This is a genomic window from Acidisoma sp. S159, from assembly GCF_009766125.1.
Lineage (GTDB): Bacteria > Pseudomonadota > Alphaproteobacteria > Acetobacterales > Acetobacteraceae > Acidisoma.
Genome location: NZ_LMUG01000002.1, coordinates 163924 through 181744 on the forward strand (window position 1 = coordinate 163924; position 17821 = coordinate 181744).

18 protein-coding genes are annotated in these 17821 nt (G+C 63.5%); 4 read left to right on the plus strand and 14 right to left on the minus strand.

Annotated features, from left to right (window positions below; all coding sequences use genetic code 11):
* Positions 1-3: 3 nt before the first annotated feature.
* The 3 genes from rpsI to bla all read right to left on the minus strand — a co-directional run bounded on the left by rpsI (position 4) and on the right by bla (position 2171).
* Entirely contained in the window at positions 4-522 is a 519-nt protein-coding gene (rpsI, locus tag GSQ92_RS00980; protein WP_158801028.1) for a 30S ribosomal protein S9, read from the minus strand.
* A 2-nt stretch (positions 523-524) separates the two neighbouring features.
* Positions 525-989 carry a 50S ribosomal protein L13 gene (gene rplM / locus GSQ92_RS00985; protein WP_158801029.1) on the minus strand — a complete coding sequence of 155 codons (465 nt, stop codon included), beginning with the start codon at positions 987-989 and terminating at the stop codon, positions 525-527.
* A gap of 237 nt (positions 990-1226) precedes the next feature.
* A complete protein-coding gene (bla, locus tag GSQ92_RS00990; protein WP_158801030.1) occupies positions 1227-2171 on the minus strand; it encodes a class A beta-lactamase in 945 nt (314 codons plus the stop codon).
* Between the two features lie 168 nt (positions 2172-2339).
* Here bla and GSQ92_RS00995 point away from each other — a divergent pair, with 168 nt between their 5' ends.
* Positions 2340-2795 (plus strand): CoA-binding protein, encoded by a 456-nt coding sequence (locus GSQ92_RS00995; RefSeq protein ID WP_159012832.1) that lies wholly within the window; start codon positions 2340-2342, stop codon positions 2793-2795.
* Between the two features lie 102 nt (positions 2796-2897).
* Positions 2898-3785 carry a DUF2076 family protein gene (locus tag GSQ92_RS01000; RefSeq protein WP_159012833.1) on the plus strand — a complete coding sequence of 296 codons (888 nt, stop codon included), beginning with the start codon at positions 2898-2900 and terminating at the stop codon, positions 3783-3785.
* A gap of 200 nt (positions 3786-3985) precedes the next feature.
* Here GSQ92_RS01000 and GSQ92_RS01005 read toward each other — a convergent pair whose 3' ends face one another.
* The 9 genes from GSQ92_RS01005 to GSQ92_RS01045 form a co-directional block, all read right to left on the minus strand.
* Entirely contained in the window at positions 3986-4582 is a 597-nt protein-coding gene (locus tag GSQ92_RS01005; RefSeq protein ID WP_158801033.1) for a hypothetical protein, read from the minus strand.
* Positions 4579-5157 carry a hypothetical protein gene (locus tag GSQ92_RS01010; protein ID WP_158801034.1) on the minus strand — a complete coding sequence of 193 codons (579 nt, stop codon included), beginning with the start codon at positions 5155-5157 and terminating at the stop codon, positions 4579-4581. The genes GSQ92_RS01005 and GSQ92_RS01010 overlap by 4 nt, the downstream gene beginning before the upstream one ends.
* Positions 5154-6284, minus strand: coding sequence for a succinyl-diaminopimelate desuccinylase (gene dapE / locus GSQ92_RS01015; RefSeq protein WP_254066537.1), 1131 nt, complete (start codon positions 6282-6284; stop codon positions 5154-5156). Before dapE ends, GSQ92_RS01010 begins: the two co-directional genes overlap by 4 nt.
* On the minus strand, positions 6281-7123 hold the full coding sequence (gene dapD, locus GSQ92_RS01020) for a 2,3,4,5-tetrahydropyridine-2,6-dicarboxylate N-succinyltransferase (protein ID WP_159012835.1): 843 nt from the start codon (positions 7121-7123) through the stop codon (positions 6281-6283). The genes dapE and dapD overlap by 4 nt, the downstream gene beginning before the upstream one ends.
* Positions 7124-7181: 58 nt before the next feature.
* On the minus strand, positions 7182-8039 hold the full coding sequence (gene hpnK, locus GSQ92_RS01025) for a hopanoid biosynthesis-associated protein HpnK (protein WP_158801037.1): 858 nt from the start codon (positions 8037-8039) through the stop codon (positions 7182-7184).
* Positions 8040-8172: 133 nt separating this feature from the next.
* Positions 8173-8679, minus strand: coding sequence for a hypothetical protein (locus GSQ92_RS01030; RefSeq protein WP_158801038.1), 507 nt, complete (start codon positions 8677-8679; stop codon positions 8173-8175).
* Positions 8680-8752: 73 nt separating this feature from the next.
* Positions 8753-10183, minus strand: a complete 1431-nt coding sequence (gene hpnJ, locus GSQ92_RS01035; RefSeq protein WP_158801039.1) for a hopanoid biosynthesis associated radical SAM protein HpnJ — start codon at positions 10181-10183, stop codon at positions 8753-8755.
* Positions 10180-11385 carry a bacteriohopanetetrol glucosamine biosynthesis glycosyltransferase HpnI gene (hpnI, locus tag GSQ92_RS01040; RefSeq protein WP_158801040.1) on the minus strand — a complete coding sequence of 402 codons (1206 nt, stop codon included), beginning with the start codon at positions 11383-11385 and terminating at the stop codon, positions 10180-10182. The genes hpnJ and hpnI overlap by 4 nt, the downstream gene beginning before the upstream one ends.
* A 4-nt stretch (positions 11386-11389) precedes the next feature.
* Positions 11390-12022, minus strand: a complete 633-nt coding sequence (locus tag GSQ92_RS01045; RefSeq protein ID WP_158801041.1) for an ABC transporter substrate-binding protein — start codon at positions 12020-12022, stop codon at positions 11390-11392.
* A gap of 308 nt (positions 12023-12330) precedes the next feature.
* Between GSQ92_RS01045 and ispH the strand changes: the two genes are divergently transcribed.
* Both ispH and hpnH read left to right on the plus strand, forming a co-directional pair.
* Entirely contained in the window at positions 12331-13260 is a 930-nt protein-coding gene (gene ispH / locus GSQ92_RS01050; RefSeq protein ID WP_158801042.1) for a 4-hydroxy-3-methylbut-2-enyl diphosphate reductase, read from the plus strand.
* 118 nt (positions 13261-13378) lie between these two features.
* Positions 13379-14554 carry an adenosyl-hopene transferase HpnH gene (gene hpnH, locus GSQ92_RS01055; RefSeq protein ID WP_158801043.1) on the plus strand — a complete coding sequence of 392 codons (1176 nt, stop codon included), beginning with the start codon at positions 13379-13381 and terminating at the stop codon, positions 14552-14554.
* 64 nt (positions 14555-14618) lie between these two features.
* Here hpnH and GSQ92_RS01060 read toward each other — a convergent pair whose 3' ends face one another.
* Positions 14619-15263 carry a hypothetical protein gene (locus tag GSQ92_RS01060; protein ID WP_256367060.1) on the minus strand — a complete coding sequence of 215 codons (645 nt, stop codon included), beginning with the start codon at positions 15261-15263 and terminating at the stop codon, positions 14619-14621.
* Positions 15264-17137: 1874 nt separating this feature from the next.
* Positions 17138-17401 (minus strand): hypothetical protein, encoded by a 264-nt coding sequence (locus tag GSQ92_RS01065; RefSeq protein ID WP_159012836.1) that lies wholly within the window; start codon positions 17399-17401, stop codon positions 17138-17140.
* Positions 17402-17821 lie beyond the last annotated feature (420 nt).

Below are 17821 nucleotides of genomic sequence, written 5' to 3' on the forward strand. Positions count from 1 at the left end.
CCGTCAGCGCTTGCTGAACTGGAAGCTACGGCGAGCCTTGGCGCGACCGTATTTCTTACGCTCGACCGTGCGGCTGTCGCGGGTGAGGAAGCCCGCCACCTTCAGGATGCCACGCAAGGCCGGCTCGTAATAGCTCAGCGCCCGGCTGATGCCGTGCCGCACCGCGCCCGCCTGGCCGGAAAGACCGCCGCCCGTGACCGTGCAGATCACGTCGAACTGGTTGTAGCGGTCGGAGACCAGGAAAGGCTGGGTGATCAGCATTCGCAGCACGGGGCGGGCGAAATACTGCGCCGCCTTCTTGCCGTTGACGATGATCTCACCCTTGCCCGGCTTGATCCAAACGCGAGCAACGGCATCCTTGCGGCGGCCGGTGGCATAGGAACGGCCGAAAGCATCGCGCTTCGGTTCGACATGGACGACCTCGCGCTCGGCGGCGACGGCGATCGGCGCATCCTTGAGGTCGGCAAGCGTGCCGGTGCGGACCGGGGCCTCGATCTCGGCTTCCATCTGGGTCTCGGACATGGTCAGACCCTCCTGTTCTTGCGGTTCAAGGCGCCGATATCGAGGGCAGCGGGCTGCTGGCCGGCATGGGGATGCTCATCGCCTGCGTAGACATGCAGGTGGCGCATCTGCTGCCGCTGCAGCGGGCCGCGCGTGATCATGCGCTCGACCGCCTTCTCGATGACGCGCTCCGGATGCGCGCTGTTGAGGCGCTCACCGAGGGTGCGCTGCTTGATGCCGCCGGCATAGCCGGTGTGCCAGTGGAAGATGGCCTGCTCGGCCTTCTTACCCGTGACCGCGATCTCTTTCGCGTTGATCACGATGACATTGTCGCCGCAATCGACATGCGGGGTGAACTGGGCTTTGTGCTTGCCGCGCAAATAGGTCGCGATGATGACGGCGAGACGCCCCAGCACCAGACCCTTAGCGTCGATGAGCACCCAGTTCTTGCGAGCCTCGGAAGGCTTCAGCGAGAGGGTCGTCTTCATCCTAACTCAGTCCCTTGAAGAATGACCGCCTTATGATGGCGTGGCCTGAAAACGTCAAGGGATTTGCCATGCGGTATTATGATACCGCAGTCGCTCAGGACCCGTTTGATGACAAGTCTGCACCGGCCCTCACCCCCACCCGGCCACCCATCAGCATACCGTCGTGGGTGGCCGGGTGGGGGTGAGGGCCGGTGCAGACTTGGGAAATGCGCGAGCAGCGCATTTTCAGACAGTGGCTTAGGCCCTGAGTTCACCCACGATGGCGCCCACAGCCGCGAGCGCGGCGTTGCGCCGGGCCGCCGGAACGGTCGTATCCGTGAGAAAAGCGGCGACGAGGATTGGCGCTCCACTCGAGGGCCAGACAATGCCCACGTCATTCGTGGTCCCGTAGCCGCCGGAGCCGGTTTTGTCACCGATATGCCAGCCCTTCGGCAGCCCAGCCTCAAGGCGGCCGGAGCCAGTCTTGCAGCCGCGCATCCAGGTCATGAGCTGCGCGCGGGATGGGGCGGAAAGCTTGTTGCCCTGCAAGAAGGCCAGCAGGTCCGAGAGCATGGCCGCCGGAACGGTGGTGTCCTTCGGGTCTCCGGGTGTCGCCTGATTGACGTCCGGCTCGCCGCGATCTACCCGCGTGGCGTCGTCACCGATGGAGCGGATATAGGCCGTCAAGGCGGCCGGGCCGCCGAGGAACGACAGCAGGAGATTGCCGGCGGTATTGTCGCTCCGCGTGACGGCGGCGTCGCAGAGATGCGCGAGCGACAGTCCCTTCCCGCCGATATGCTTCAGCGTGACCGGTGAACCGTCGAGGACCGCGTGCCGTCCGTAAACGATCCGGCGGTCGAGATCGGCCTTCCCGGCATCGACCAGAGCAAGCACCGCCGCGGCCGCGAGCAGCTTATAGACGCTGCACAGGGGAAAGCGCTCGGCGGCCCGGTAGCCGAGCAGGCTCCCGCTACCCATATCCGCGATGGCGACCCCGAGCCGCCCGTCACTTGCCGTTTCGATGGCTGCCAGCCGCTCGGTCATCGCGGGACTGGTCGCCCCAGCTGCCGGAGAGGCGCCTGCTGGTGTGGCGGCGGTGGGCGCTAAGGGTGCTGCGGTCCCAGCCATTGCGGAGCGGCCGTGCAAAGAACCCAGGGCGAGCGCGGCGCCGGCGCTCAAACCCAGATCTCGTCTCCTGATCATCGCCTCTTTCCTATATTCGGCTTACGTGGAAGCTTCCGCACGCCGCGCCTTAAGGTTCCACGAATTGACCTGCGTTAAACCGCGCCGCGAAGTTAGCAGGGTGATGCCCTCAAGCCGCCACTGTTAGCAACGACACAAGCTCGCAGAACGAAAAGGGAGATCAGCGCCATGAGCGTCCCAAGCGTCACGTCCGGTCCCGCCACCACCGACGATGACATTCGCGCGGCCTTGACGGGCTACCGCCGCGTCGCTCTGGTCGGTGCTTCAAACAAGCCGGAACGGCCCTCGCACGGCGTGATGGGCTTCCTGCTCCGCCATGGCTTTGACGTGACACCCGTCAATCCCGGCCTCGCCGGACAGACGATCCACGGCAAAACCGTGGTCGCGACCCTCGACGAGGCTGGCCCGCTCGAGATCGTCGATATCTTCCGTGCCTCCGAGCATGTCGCGCCCGTAGTCTCCGATGCGATGCGGCTGGGCGCGAACGTGGTCTGGATGCAGCTGGGCGTGATCGACCGGCAGGCCGCGGACAAGGCGCGCGCCGCCGGTCTGACCGTCATCATGGATCGCTGTCCGGCGATCGAATGGCCACGGCTCGGCCTTCCGAACCGCGGCGGTCACTGACCCCCTGCCTTCGCGCGTGTTGCGGATCGCCCTCCGCAATGGAAATATCGCGCCGCTCGCCCACATCTTCGCGGCGACCGAAATTTGGAACGAGGTTCCGACATGAACTCCGAAGAACGCGACATCATCGCCCGCTTCGTGCAGCGGGTGGCCGGCGCGCCCTCTGGCGGCTCCGTGCCCGCCACGGGTGGTCAGCCGCTGCCGCCACTGCCGCCGCTGGACCCGGAGGCCGATCAGCATCTCTCAACGCTGTTTGGCCAATACCCCGAGGCGCGCTACCGGATGACCCAATTCGCCTTCGCGCAGGAACATGCGCTCGAGGCGGCGGGTCAGCGCATTCAGCAGCTTGAGCAGCAGATGCAGGCGCGCCAGCCTGTTCAGCCCGGTCAGATGCAGGGTCAGGGCCAAGGCCAGCCGAGCGGCTTCTTCAGCCGGCTCTTTGGCGGCCCGCCCCAGGGGCAAAGCCAGGGGGCGCCCTATGCGCAACCTTATCAGGGCCAGCAGGGCTTTGGCGGTCCGCCGCCGGGCTATCCGCCTCAGCAGGGTTATCCGCAACAGGGCTATGCGCAGCAGGGTGGACCTGGCTTTGGCGGCGGACTCGGCGGCATGCGCGGAGGCTCGGGCTTCCTAGGCTCCGCATTGACCACGGCAGCGGGCGTCGCGGGTGGCGTGATGGCCGCGAACGCGCTGGAAGGGTTGTTCTCCGGCCGCGAGGGCGGACTCGGCGGAGCGGCTGGCACCGGCGGCAACACGACGATCATCGAGGAAGCGCCCCAGGGCGCCACGCAAGATCAGGGTTGGGGCAGCGACCAGGGCGCCTGGAACCAGGGCGCTGGCCAAGGCCAAGGTGCGGATCAGAGCGGCTGGACCACCCCGGACGACAGCGGCGGCTTCGCCCAGACACCCGACCAAACCCAGCCGGATCCCGCAGCCGATGACAATGGCGGCGGCTGGGACGACGGCAGCAGCAACAACAACGACTGGGTCTGAGCAACTCGCCCGCTTCCGAGCGACATCCCTAGTACGGGATGTCTCAAGCTCATACCACTTCGTCATCCTCGGCGAAGGCCGAGGATCCACGCCTTGCCTTAGGCGACGAAGGCAAGGCATGGATGGCGCAGGGTGCCCCGCACGCCTTCGCGTGCCATGACGGGGCGTCGGGCCGTCTTTAAGGACTAATTCCCCTTTCCCTAACCAATAGAAAGCCCCTGGGACGGCAGCGTCGCAAGCAGTCCCAGGGCGACCGTCAGCCCGACATCCACCACGACCAGGAAAGCGGCCGCCAGCGGCGTCGCCTCCAAGGCCAGACGCGCGACATACCATTCGAGCCACAGCGCCCAGCCAAAGCCCACCAGCGCGGCGGTCTCGGCCACAATCGGCTGGACGTGAAACAGCGTCGGTAGCCCGGCGACCAGCAGCAAAACGTATTGCGCCAGGTTGCACCAGTTCCATGCCGTGATGTAGCGCGGCCATTTTCGCTCCTGCCCCATCTGCCGAAGGATGGGGCGAGAGAGCAGCACGAACCCCGTCCAGCCGATGACATAGGACAGAAGATCGATCGCCAGGGCGTGGGAGGTCTCCGCCGGTGCGACACCCGCGATCCAATCCAACAGCCGCAACAACACGAATAGGGGGAGGGCGATGACGGCAGTGATGAAGCTCCGACGGGTCGCGTCTTCGTCGGAACCGAAAAAAGCGATGCCGCGCTGTTTTCCGATGGTCAGAAGCGCGATCCCATGCGCGCCACGAACCATCTCGGCGCCAAGCCGCCGCAAGTCCGACTTCATCCAGCGCCGCCGATAAGATAGCGCTGCGCGAGTTGCGGCCCGACGGCCAAAACCATCGTGCCCAGATTCACCACGATGACGAGCACCGCCGAACGGCCCGGCGGCAGGCCGAGGCCATGCCGCGCGAGGAACCAATGCAGCCACAACGCATAGCCAGCGAGCAACAGCAACCCGATCAACCCAAGCACGGCAATCGGCGCACCGGCATGCAGCAGCGCCGCTCCGATGAGCAGCAACACGGCGGCGATCAGCGGCAGCATCCACTGGCACCAGTTGAAGGCGGTGGCGAAATGCGCCCACATCGCCTCGCGCCGCCAATACCGTGCCAACGCATGCGAGATCACTGGCGGCGCCAGCACAGCGCAGAGCGTGGCAAGGAAATCGGTGGCGGCGTCACGCGGCAGGCCGCGCGACAGCATGAGCAGACTGCCGACCAGGGGAAAGGCGATCATCGGCGCCAGGCTCGACAGGAAATCCTGTGCGCCAGTGCCGATCTCGTCGAACCCCTCGACCCGTCCCCGGCAGAGCAGCACTACGCCGCGCAGCAGATTGCGCGGCTTCGCGGAAGCCTTCATCGGCCGAAACTCTCCAATACGGCCTGATAGGCGACGGCCAGCGCGCGCAACTCAGCAACCGGCACCTGTTCATCCACCATATGCATTGTCGCGCCGACCAAGCCAAACTCGGCCACCGGGCAGAGCCGCGTGATGAACCGCGCATCCGAGGTGCCGCCGCCTGTATCCAGCCGCGGTTCAGCACCGAAACTCGCTTTGATCGCCCGCGCGAGCGTCGCAACGTGGCTGCCTGGATCAGTCAGAAAGCTGCCGCCGGTGTGATGCACGGCAACCTCGGAACGGGGCGCATGGGCCGCGACGGCCTCGCGAATCCAGGCTTCCAGCGAGGCGCCGCTATGCTCGTCGTTGAAGCGGATATTGAGCCGCGCGCGCGCCTCATCCGGGATAAGGTTCGTCGCAGGGTTGCCCACGTCGATGCTCGTCACCTGGAGGCTTGACGGCTCGAACCAGCGGTTGCCCTCATCCAGCCGGCGCCCGGTCAACACCGCCAGAATCGCCAGCAAACGGTGGACCGGGTTATCCGCCCTCTGCGGGTAGGCGACGTGACCCTGCACGCCGCTCACGGTGATCGCCGCATTCAGGCTGCCGCGCCGGCCGATCTTGATGACCTCGCCGAGCCGCGCGGGGTTGGTCGGCTCGCCCACCAGGCAGAAGTCGGGCACCTCGCCATGATCCCGCATCCAGTCGAGCACACGGGTCGTGCCATCAAGCGCCTCGGCTTCCTCGTCGCCCGTTATGAGCAAGCTAATGGACGATGGCGCCGTGCTGGCTTCGATAGCCCGAGCCGCGCCGGCGACGAAGGCCGCGATACCGCCCTTCATATCGCAAGCGCCTCGACCGTACAGGATCCCATCCTCGATCTCGCCCCCGAAGGGATCGTGGCGCCACCCCTCACCCGGCGGCACGACATCCGTGTGGCCAGCGAAGCAGAAATGCGGTCCAGCCTCGCCACGCCGCGCGTAAAGATTATCGATGCGGCCGAAGCGCAGGTGGTGAACCGTGAAACCCAGTCTCTCCAGCGCCGCCGCCAGAACCGCTTGCGCGCCACCATCCTCCGGCGTGACGGACCGGCAGCGCAGCAGCGCCTGCGCTAGGCCGAGCGGATCGCGGAGGTCCCCTTCGCTCACGTTCTGAGCAGCTCGTTGATGGAGGTCTTCTCCCGCGTCCGCGCGTCGACCCGCTTGACGATGACCGCGCATGCGAGCGACGGGCCGGGAGTGCCATCGGCCAGCGCCTTGCCCGGCAGGCTGCCCGGCACCACCACTGAATAGGCCGGCACGCGGCCATAGCTCACCGTACCGGTCGCGCGATCCACGATCTTGGTCGAGGCGCCAAGAAACACGCCCATCGAGATGACGCTGCCGCGCTCGACAATGACACCCTCGGCGACTTCCGAGCGCGCGCCGACGAAGCAGTCCTCCTCGATGATCACCGGATTGGCCTGTAGCGGCTCCAAGACGCCGCCAAGGCCGACGCCGCCGCTGATATGGCAATTCGCCCCGACCTGCGCGCAGCTCCCGACCGTCGACCAGGTGTCGATCATCGTCGAGGCGCCGACATAGGCGCCGACATTCACGAAGCTCGGCATCAGCACAACGTTTTTGCCGATGAAAGCCGAGCGGCGCACTACCGCGCCGGGCACCGCGCGGAAACCGCCCTCGGCAAAGCGGTTGTCGCCCCAGCCCTCGAATTTCAGCGGCACCTTGTCGTAGCCCGGACCACCGCCGCCGGCACCCGGCATGACGATCGAGTCGTTGAGGCGGAAGGATAGCAGCACCGCCTTCTTGAGCCATTGATTGACGAGCCAGCCCTGCGGCCCCGGCTCGGCGACCCGCGCCTCCCCCGCTTCCAGCAGCCCCAGCGCCTGCTCGACCGCGTCGCGATCGGCGCCGCGGGTGGCGGAGGAGAGATCCTGCCGGCGCTCCCAGAGCGCATCGATGGTCGCGGCCAGGCTCTCGGTCGTCATCGCCACTTCTCTCCTCAGCGTGAAGCGGCCGGACCATGCAAGCGGCGCGGAGGCGCTGTCAACGCGATGCGGCGTAGGTCGTACGCAGGACACCCTCACGTTCGAGGGCGGCTGGCAGCCGGGGGCTGAGCAGCGCCGCGAGTTCGGCCTCATGCTCGTAATCCGGCATGAGGCGGTCGAGCAGCGGATCGCGCCCGGCTGCCGGATGGAAGTAGATCTCGCTGAGGCCGGGCGGCAGACGCGAGATCAGCCGCAGCACGCGAGCGGTGGTCATATGGCCACTCCAGGCGAGGCCGAAGACATGGTCGTTGGCGACGAGCCCGGCGCGACGCGCCTGGGCGCGCAGCAGCCGCGTCCAGCCGAGCAGCGCGCGGGCGCCCGCTGTCAGTGGCGCGCCGAGTTCCGCCATCACCGCCGCCGGTTCAGCCGGGATGCGAAGCGCGCGAAGGCCATGCGCCAATCCGGTCTCGATCAATAGCCGCCCGACGAGGGGATGCATGTGCATATGTTTATGCGCGTTGGCGTGATCGAGCGTCAGGCCGCTCGCCGCGAAGGCCCGGTATTGCGCCGCGATCTCGGCGGCGAGTTGCTGCCGGGTGGCTGGACTGAAGGCATAGCGCCGGCCGAGGGCGAATTGTTCGCTGGGGAACTGCCCATAGACATCCACCAGATCGGGGATCACTTCGGGTGACAGCACCGCAGGCCCCTCGATCACGACGAGGTGCAGTCCAACGCGCAGGTCAGGCAGCCGCTTTGCGCGCCGGATTGCATCGGCGGCGGCATCTCCGGCGACCATCAGGCTGGCGGTGGAAAGGATGCCCTCGCGATGCGCCCGCTCGATGCCTTCATTGACGGCGAGGGAGAGGCCGAAATCATCGGCCGAGAAGATGGCGCGGCGGCTGTAGTCGGACGCCATCGGAACCACCTGCTAGGGACGGCCGGAACTCTGGATCGAATGCGGCCACGATAACATAGATGATTGAATGGCAATTGCTCAGATCAAGTCCGAGGATGAGCGCCCAGCATCAACGTTTTTTTGGCAATTGCGCCTAGCGCCTCTCGTTCTTTGCTTGTGCGAACGCACCGCGATCTAGTGCGCGGTGCGTACCGCCAGGAACGGGAATTTGAACGAATCGATTGGTGCTAATCCGATCTACTTGTCCCGGCCGCTTTTGGGCCCGCGGCGGAACTAGGTTAACTTCCTCGTCCCAGGCAACCAATTTGTCGTATTCGACACGGATCTCCTTCCACATCTTGGTCAACGAGAGGTTCGGACCGAGGCGCAGCAGAAGGCCATATTTCACGTCGCGCCCTAGGACGCCTATAGGCGCGTCGACCAGTCTGCGCTGCTGTTCAATCAGTTTTTTCCGTTCAGACGGCGGCAAAGCCTGGAAATTCAACTTCTTCCGGAACTCCCCCGTATTGATAAACACGTGAGTATTGCCGGGGCCAGGATGGTTGACGAACTCATGTGTTCCGACCTGCGTAAAACCACCCGGCTTCGGCGCGTCATTCATATGGGCCAAGCGTGGCAGACCATTAATTGTAGCAGCCATGTCCCAGCTCCCGACTTGAGGGTGCAGAAGTAAACCTGCGCCCTTAAGCTGGGATGAACTTCAGGCGCCCTCATCAAGCCGCGATCTTGTTCCGCTCGCGTAGAAACTGGAAGAACTCGACGCCCTCGCGCAACCGGCGGACCATCATCTGCGGGCTGACCACCATCTCGCCCACGATCGAGGCGATCTTCGGCGCGCGGAAATAGAACTTCTTGTAGAAGGTCTCGACGTTGTCGAAGATCTCGGTGTGATTGAGATCCGGATAGCTCAGCGGCGCGATCTGAATTCCTGTCTCGTCGATCAACTCGGCATGTCTCACATCCAGCCAGCCATTCTCCAGCGCCTGCTTGTAGAGCGCGGTGCCGGGATAGGGCGCCGCGAGCGACACCTGGATGGTATGCGGATTGATCTTGGTCGCGAAACGGATGGTCTCCTGGATCGTCTCCTTGGTCTCCCCGGGCAGGCCGAGAATAAAGGTGCCGTGAATCTTGATGCCTAGCTCGTGGCAGTCCTTCGTGAACTGCTCGGCAACCTCGATCCGCATGCCCTTCTTGATGTTGTAGAGGATCTGCTGGTTGCCGCTCTCATACCCGACCAGTAGCAGCCGCAACCCATTGTCTTTGAGAATCTTCAGCGTCGAGCGCGGAACATTTGCTTTCGCATTGCATGACCAGGTGACACCGAGCTTGCCCAATTCGCGCGCGATAGCCTCAGCACGCGGCAGGTTATCGGTGAAGGTATCGTCGTCGAAGAAGAACTCGCGCACCTGCGGGAAATAGGCCTTCGCGAGCTTGATCTCTTCCGCGACATGCTCCGGGCTGCGCACGCGGTAGCGATGGCCACCCACCGTCTGCGGCCACAGACAGAAGGTACAGCGGGATTTACAGCCGCGCCCGGTGTACAGCGACACATAGGGGTGCATCAGATAGCCGATGAAGTAATCCTCGATCTTGAGGTCGCGCTTATACACATCGGTCACGAAGGGGAGCTGGTCCATATCCTCCAGCACCGCCCGGTCCTTGTTATGCACGATCAGGCCATTGCGGTCGCGATAGGAAATCCCGTCGACCGCGGCAAAGTCCCGCCCCTCGGCGATCTCCTGGATCGTGAAGTCGAACTCGTTGCGCGCAACGAAATCGATCGGCGCGCCCGCCGCCAGGCTCTCGGCCGGCTGCACGGCGACCTTGGCCCCGACGAAGCCGATCTTCACCGAGGGATTCGCATCCTTCAGCTGCTGCGCCACTTTCACGTCGCTCGCGAAAGACGGTGTCGAGGTATGGATGACGACGAGGTCCCTGCCCTTCACATCCGCGAGGACCGGCGCCATGCCCATCCGCGCCGGCGGCGCGTCGATGAGGCGGCTGCCCGGCACCATGGCGGCGGGCTGCGCCAGCCAGGTCGGATACCAGAAGGACTTGATCTCGCGCTTGGCCTGATAGCGCGACCCGGCGCCGCCATCGAATCCATCGAAGGAGGGCGGCTGCAAGAACAATGTCTTCATCATGAGTGACTTATACCTCGTGGGAGCGGCGTTGTCCCGCTTCGTCTCAACTTCAATTTCCACCGCCGCGGGCGCGACCCGACACGGCGCAGATCATCTCCGGCCACGGCCTGCATGGTGGTGCCCCGCCAGACAACCTGGTTGCCGAGATAGGCCGCTATGACGATGCCAACCGAGAGCATTTCGCGCAGCGGCAGCAGCCAGAGCGGGAAACCGTTTTGCCGAAGCCTCACACTCAGGGCTCGGGCCGCGGTTGCACGCAGCAGCCAGACCACAACCAAAAACACCCAGGCCCATAGCCGGGGTCCAGCGACCGCCAGCGTTACCAGCGACCAGAACAAAGGGTATTGCAGCAAGGAGGTGGCATAGAATACTGGCGCCAGCGAACGGATGGTGCGCGCCCAGCGCAACTCATGCCGCAGCAGGGCGCGCAGACTACTCTCCGCCACGGTGGTCATAACGATGATCGGGGCGAGTGCCACCTGAAGGCCAAGACCATGGGCAAGGCGGCCTAGCGCGGCGTCATCGGCCAAGTGAGGCAGTAGCGCCAGCAGGCCACCGATCCGCGCGAGAGTCGTGCGCCGCAGGGCAAGCGCCGCGCCCAGGCAATCCTCGCGGCCGAGCATGTGGCCGGCAAGCACACCCGGCAGAAACACATGGTTGATATGAGCGGCGCCGAGCCGTGCGGGCAGGCCTGGGACACCGGCAACCCCCGTATACAGCGCGGTAACAACGCCAACCTCCGGGTCGATGAGGCCCGCGATCATACAATCGATGAAGGTCGGCGACACATGAACATCGGAATCCGAGAGGATCAGAAGGTCATGCCGCGCCTGCGGCAGCATATTGATGAGGTTGGCGATCTTGCCGTTGCCGCCATGCGGGGTCGAATCGATTACCAGGGCGACATCCCGCTCAGGGAAAAGCCGCCGCAACCGCTCCACCACGGCGATTGCCGGGTCCGTGCTGTCCTGCACGCCGAAGACGAGCTGATAGTTGGGATAGGCCAGCGTGAAGAATGAGGCGAGCGCCGCCTCCAGCAGCGGCTCGTCGCCCTTCAGCGGCTTGAGGATCGAGACCGGAGGTTGTTCCCCGGGCGGCATGGCCGCCCCGCCAAAGAACCGGTGCAGGCCGGCAACGCCCATCCCAGCCTGGACTAGGCCGATGCAGGCGAAAGCGGCGGTCGCATCGGCGAGCAGGGGCAAGTGATCAGGCGTTCATCGAGCCGTCCGACAGGACGGAGACCTTCTGGTCCAGGCTGCCGATAAGGCGGCTGGCATCACCCTGCGATAGCTGTGAGGCGAAGTCCGACCTTTGGACCGCGACTCGGCTAATCGTTCCATCGAGCAGGATGTCGCGCACTCTCCAACCCATCGGCGTCTCGTGCATGACATAATCCATACGAAGCGCGTCACCCTGCGGCTTGTCCAGGGTAGTGCTGATGACACGATCCGCGCCAACCGTCCGGATCGTCGGCGAAATCAGGAAGGTCTGTCCGTCGTAGGATTTGAAGTTCGACACGTAGGTCGCGATGATGAAACTGCGGAAGGCCTGCAGCAATTTCCTCTGCTGCGCCGCTGGCAGTCCATTCCAGTACGATCCGACCGATACTCGTAGCACGTCCTCCAGATCGAAGGCCTGATCCACGGCTGGCGCCAGCATGTTGTAGCGCTGGGGAAAGGGCGTTTGCTTTCCTAAACGCATGACGGCGAGCAAAGCATTGCCGAGCGTGCCGATCGGCGCGGTGAGCGCCCCGTCGGCCTGGGCGAAAGCGGGCGACGCGGAAAAAACGGCGGCAGCGACCAGGGCCTGTCCGAGAAAATTTCGACGACTGCGAGTCATTGTCTATTCGGCTCTTTGAGCCGTCTCCCTCATAAGCGCGTCGTCGGCACGGACGAGCAACACCGGGCATTGCGCCGGATGTGGCACGGAAGCGGTTTGTAACAAGCGGCGACCTGAAGGCAAGCCTGTCACGCCGGGGGCGTGACACTTAGGCCACTAGTGTGGTCTTGCGGCCACGCAATGCAGGGCTCCATGGGGTGCGGTGCAGCAAGTGGTTGCCGCATCTTCCAAAAATGGCCTATCTCACCCTGGCGCGTCCCCGTGGCTTTCTAGCGCCCCGGACGCCCGATCGGAGAAGACGAAAGAGAATGCGTGTCCTCCTGGCTCAGCCCCGCGGCTTCTGCGCGGGCGTCGTCCGCGCGATCGATATCGTGGAGCGGGCGCTCATCAAATACGGTCCGCCGATCTATGTGCGGCACGAAATCGTCCATAACCGCCATGTGGTCGAGGATCTGCGCCAGCGTGGCGCGGTCTTCGTCGATGAGCTCGACGAGGTGCCGGAAGGCGCCATCACCGTGTTCAGCGCCCATGGCGTCGCCAAGAAGGTGCAGGACTCGGCGGCGGCACTCGGGCTGCCGGTGATCGACGCCACCTGCCCGCTCGTCGCCAAGGTCCATGCCGAGGGCCGCCGCTATGCCGCGCAGGATCGCGAGATCGTCCTCATCGGGCATGCCGGCCATGCCGAGGTCGAGGGCACGATCGGGCAAATCCCCGCCAAGGTGCATCTCGTCCAGACCGCCGAGGATGTCGGCAAGCTCGAAGTCGCGGACGAGAACAAGCTCGCCTATGTGACCCAGACGACCCTCTCGGTGGACGACACGCGCGGCATCATCCAGGCGCTGAAGGACCGCTTTCCCACCGTCCAGGGTCCCGATGTGCGGGACATCTGCTATGCGACCCAGAATCGCCAGCAGGCGGTGCGCGACCTAGCGAAGTCGGTCGAGGTCATATTGGTGGTGGGATCTCGCAATAGTTCGAACTCGAATCGGCTCAAGGAGCTTGGCGAGGAACTCGGCTGCACGTCATATCTTATCGATGATGCGGACGGGCTGCGGCCGGAATGGTTCGAGGGCGTCCAGACGGTTGGCCTGACCGCGGGGGCCTCGGCGCCTGAGATACTGGTGCAGGGCGTTTTGGACGGGTTGCGTCGCTTCGATGAGGTCAGCGTGGGCCTGTTGAGCGGCGTGCCGGAGGATGTGCGTTTCCGCTTGCCGCCTGAGGTTGCGGATGTGGCATGAGTGTTATTTCCTTGAACTAGCTGCGTTTTTCCGTAAATTCCACGCCTAGTTGAGCGGCCCGCGGCTTTGCCGTGACGTCGTGCCGTTCATTCGAGCCAGCCGAGGAGCTCACACGCCTATGGGTGTTCCGCTAAACCAGGCCGTGAAGGTCGGTAGCTATGTCATCAAGCAGCATCTTTCGGGGCGCAAACGCTATCCGCTTGTGCTGATGCTGGAGCCCTTGTTCCGCTGCAACCTCGCCTGTAACGGCTGCGGCAAGATCGACTACCCGTCCGATATCCTCAATCAGCGCCTGACGGTCGATGAATGCCTGGAAGCCGCCGACGAGTGCGGCGCCCCTGTCATCGCCATCGCGGGCGGCGAGCCGCTGCTCCACCGCGAGATGCCGGAAATCGTCGAGAAGCTGCTCGCCAAGGGTAAGTTCATCTACCTTTGCACGAACGCGCTGCTGCTCGAGAAGAAGATGGAGCTGTACAAGCCCCATAAGAATTTTGCCTGGGACATCCATCTGGATGGCGATCAGGAGATGCACGACAAGTCGGTCTGCCAGGACGGCGTGTATGACATCGCCGCCAGGGCCATCAAGAAGGCCAAGGACGCCGGCTTCCGGCTCTGCATCAACACCACGCTGTTCGATGGCGCCGAGCCGGAGCGGGTCGCGCGCTTCATGGACGACGCCATGGCGCTGGGCATCGATGGCGTCATGATCTCCCCGGGCTATGCCTATGAGCGGGCGCCTGACCAGGCGCATTTCCTGAACCGGCAGAAGACGAAGGAGCTGTTCCGCGGCATTTTCCGCGCCGGCAAGGGCAAGAAGTGGAAGTTCAACCAGTCGGCGCTGTTCCTCGACTTCCTCGCCGGCAATCAGGAGTTTACCTGCACGCCATGGGGCAAGCCGACTCGCAACGTCTTCGGCTGGCAGCGCCCCTGCTATCTGCTCGGTGAGGGTTACGCCAAGACCTACAACGAGCTGATGGAAACGACGGACTGGGACAGCTACGGTACCGGCAATTACGAGAAATGCGCCGACTGCATGGTGCATTCCGGCTACGAGTCGACCGCCGTGGTCGCCGCCGTGCACAATCCGATCGCCTACATCAAGACCTCCATCTTCGGCCCAAAAACTGAGGGCGCCATGGCGAGGGAGATCCCGCTGGAGGGCCAGCGCCCGGCGCAATACGTCTTCGGCAAGCATGTCGAAGACAAAATGGCGAGCATCAAGGCGAGCAAGGCAGGCCGGGTCCGGGTGACACGCAGCTCCTCCTCGGCTGAGGTCGCGGGTACTGCTGACTGAGCGGATGCCTGAGGGGCGAGGCCATTTCGGCGCCTCGCTCCTGATGCCGACAGGCGCTTTTGGCCTAGCGTCCTAGCGCGGCCAGTCCTGGCGCCGCTTTAAGCAGCGCGGACCGTGCGCGAGCAGCATCTCTCCCGAGCGCGATAAGCCCAAAGATCTGCGCCGGATCGCGGAGCAAAGCCGCAACGAGCTTGAACGGGGCGATGCGCCCCGCCGAGTCCAACCCCTCCATGGCTGCTCTCGGCAGGTTCCGGTCTGCTCCGTCACAGATGGCGCGGAGGACCGCGAAGGGTATTCCCGCCTCGGTGGCGAGTTCGGCGACAGCGCCGCTCTCCAAATCCACCGCCGCCGCGCCGGACTCGGCATAGAGGCGAGCCTTTTCGCGGGCGGTCGCCACGATGGCGTCCCCTGCGAGCAACAGCGGGACGCTCCGGACGCCGAGACGCCGCACGAGCGCCGCGTCGCAAGGGAATAGCCGCCCGCCCGACAACACTGTCTCGGCCGCCAAAAGATCACCAGGCGTGAGCGCGGGATCCAAGCCACCAGCAAGACCAAAGCTGACGAGGCTTCGCGCGCCTTCTTGCAGCAGCTGCTCCGCCGCTACGCGCGCGCCTTGGGGTGTGCCACCGCCAATCGCGATCGACAGCCCGGACCGCCGGGCGATCCGCGCCTCGCTAGCCATGCCGACAATGAGCGCGCAGTGAATCACACGGTCAGACTAACCCAGCGGGCGTCCGGCGTCTCGAATATCCGAAAAAGATCTCTCGGGCGCGGATTTGTTCAGGCTAGCCCGACAGAAGCCGCAATCTCGTGAGCGACATTCTTGACTCTCTCGACACCTTTTCTCGCACGCTTGAGGTCGCCTTCCAGAACGTTTTTGTTGAGTGCACATCTCCCCAAGTGTATTAGCGCCTTTGTCTTCGGCAAGAATACAGCGAGATCTTCAAGAATTTCCAACGAAAACTCAACCTGCTGCCGGAGACTCTCGGTCTCATCATGGGTAGGATCGTGTGGAACTGCTCGTACATACGGATCCGCGTTCCGCACATTCGTACGGACCTCGTTGCCCTGCTTTTGGTTGGCACGAGCAAGGGGTCGCATCTGCTCGCGCACGTTAAAGCGCTGCGTAGTTCCCGTGCTTGGACTTTCGACCGCCGGGCGACCACTCACCTTTGAAACGCCCATCACGAGCCTCCAATGTTCACATTTCGGAAAACTCATGATACGAAATAATAATGAAAATTTGACGATTATTCTGAGCAGACTTGGCGCCCCGCCAGGCCATTCCATCCAGGTTAAAGTCTTTGCAGCGGACGCCAAAACCTCAGCGCACGGCGAGTCTTTTCGCGAGGAATCGCAACACTGGCATTCGCCGCGAATGACAGCTGGATGCATCTCAACAGACGTCACGCAACGGCATGCGCGCTCCTCGTGTGTCGCTGCGAGTTCCAATAATTGCCCGGATCACCAAATGATCCGGGTCTCCCTTAGAACGCAGACAACGAGAGCACGGCGGCTCACTCGACTAAACCGGCCTCCCCGACCGCGCCCCGCTCATCTGCTAGCGCTCCGCGGAGGATCCGCGCTTCGCCAAACGCTACTATCGATGGACGGGCAACAAAATGGGGCCAAGAAAGTCGCCGATTGCTGTCTTCAAGCCCGAGGAAAACCGGCGCGGCAACAAAGGTGGAGAGCCGCTTTTCGCATATTTGTGCATCGCCAATGCAACGGCTTTGAAATGGGGCCTGCGCTCAGGATCGACATCAAGGGCCAACGTGGTATACGAGTTCCGCCGCTGAAGCGACGGTGTCAGGCTAGGTGTCCGGGGAGACAGTGACTCTCGTGCTTTTGCTGGCTTCGGCTGGAAGTCGTGTGGCACTGTCTGGTAACGCCCTTGCTCGACCGCGCAGTTCCATACCCCGTCGATAGATCCCATGACCAAATCCTTATGAGTTACAGGCCAAAGCGAAGTCTGTCGAAGAACGCTCAGTATTGAGTGCTATTGTGTTAACATTTGGTTTCTTTGAGCCTACGCAAAGAGCGGCGTTGAGCCAAAAGCAACTTTACGGCGCCAAAGAACTTCGCTAGAACACAAGGCATCTAATTCGAAGCGATAAGTTCGCCCAACTCAGTCGCTATACCTGGAACTGGCGGGGCTTCGTGTTGCCGAGCAAAGCGATGTAGTTCTCCTCTAACACGTCGATAATGGGTACTGTTTTCCAGCCGCAGCGTAAACTCGACGCTCGCCAGCCGTTTGCCCATCCACACCTGTTCTTTGAGTATCCGTCTGATTTCCGTGGGCAGATCCAGTCGCCTCTTTCTGCTCTCGACGAGGTGGCCCTCGAATCTGGCGGTTGCCGCCCGTTCCGTTCGGGGCCTCGCATTGCTTCGAGGCAAGTTGGAAATTGAACTTTTGCTGGCCATGTTCAAGCTCTTTCACTTTCGGCGCACTGGCCGTGGATGAAGACGACCCTTCAGGTTAGTTGCGTCGCGCCGCCGCGCACGCGGCGCGCATTAACTCAGCGTCTCCGTCTTGGATCGCCAAGGCTTGTTCCGATGGGCGGTTGCTCGTCTTGCATGACGTTATGGGCAATTAGCTCGCAGTCTCTCGACCTCCTCCCGAAGTTTCCTGATTCGCTCTTTCAATAGAAACTGGTTCTTCAGGATGGCTTCGAGCGCCTTGGGGTAATTAAGTTCGGGCTTCCTGGAATTGACGATCGGTGGGCTGCGTAACTCCGACAGCGGGATCGGCGTCGGACCCTGCCTTCGGACTTCGAAACGCTCGCCAGGCCCCTGCACCAGCTCGATGGCTCGTGAGTTCGGATCGATTGGCTTAATCTCATTCATGATGCTTTCTCCCTCCGGCCGAGATTTTTAATAAGCGTAAAGACCTCGAGCGTGTGGTCATCTTCGAGCACACCTGGAGCGAGGGGGTCGGTAAATTCGGCATAGTTCCGGTGGTTAGGGACCGTCGCGTGGTGTGACGGCCTGTGTCTCGAATGAGTAGATGATGGCGTGACCGGCGACTCGGCCCGAGTTGGCTGGTGCCTATGGTGATGCGGGGCAACGGTGGGTGTTGGCTGTGGGTTGGCCGGATGTCGCGTCGGTTCGATGACTGTGCCGCGGGTCACAAGCGGCGCAGGCGCGGGCTGGGCGACTATGACGTGGGTTCTAAGGTGGGCAGGTACCGGCTTGGGCTGGGCAACTGTGACCTGGGTTCCAAGGCGGGCAGGTACCGGCTTGGGCTGGGCAACTGTGACCTGGGTT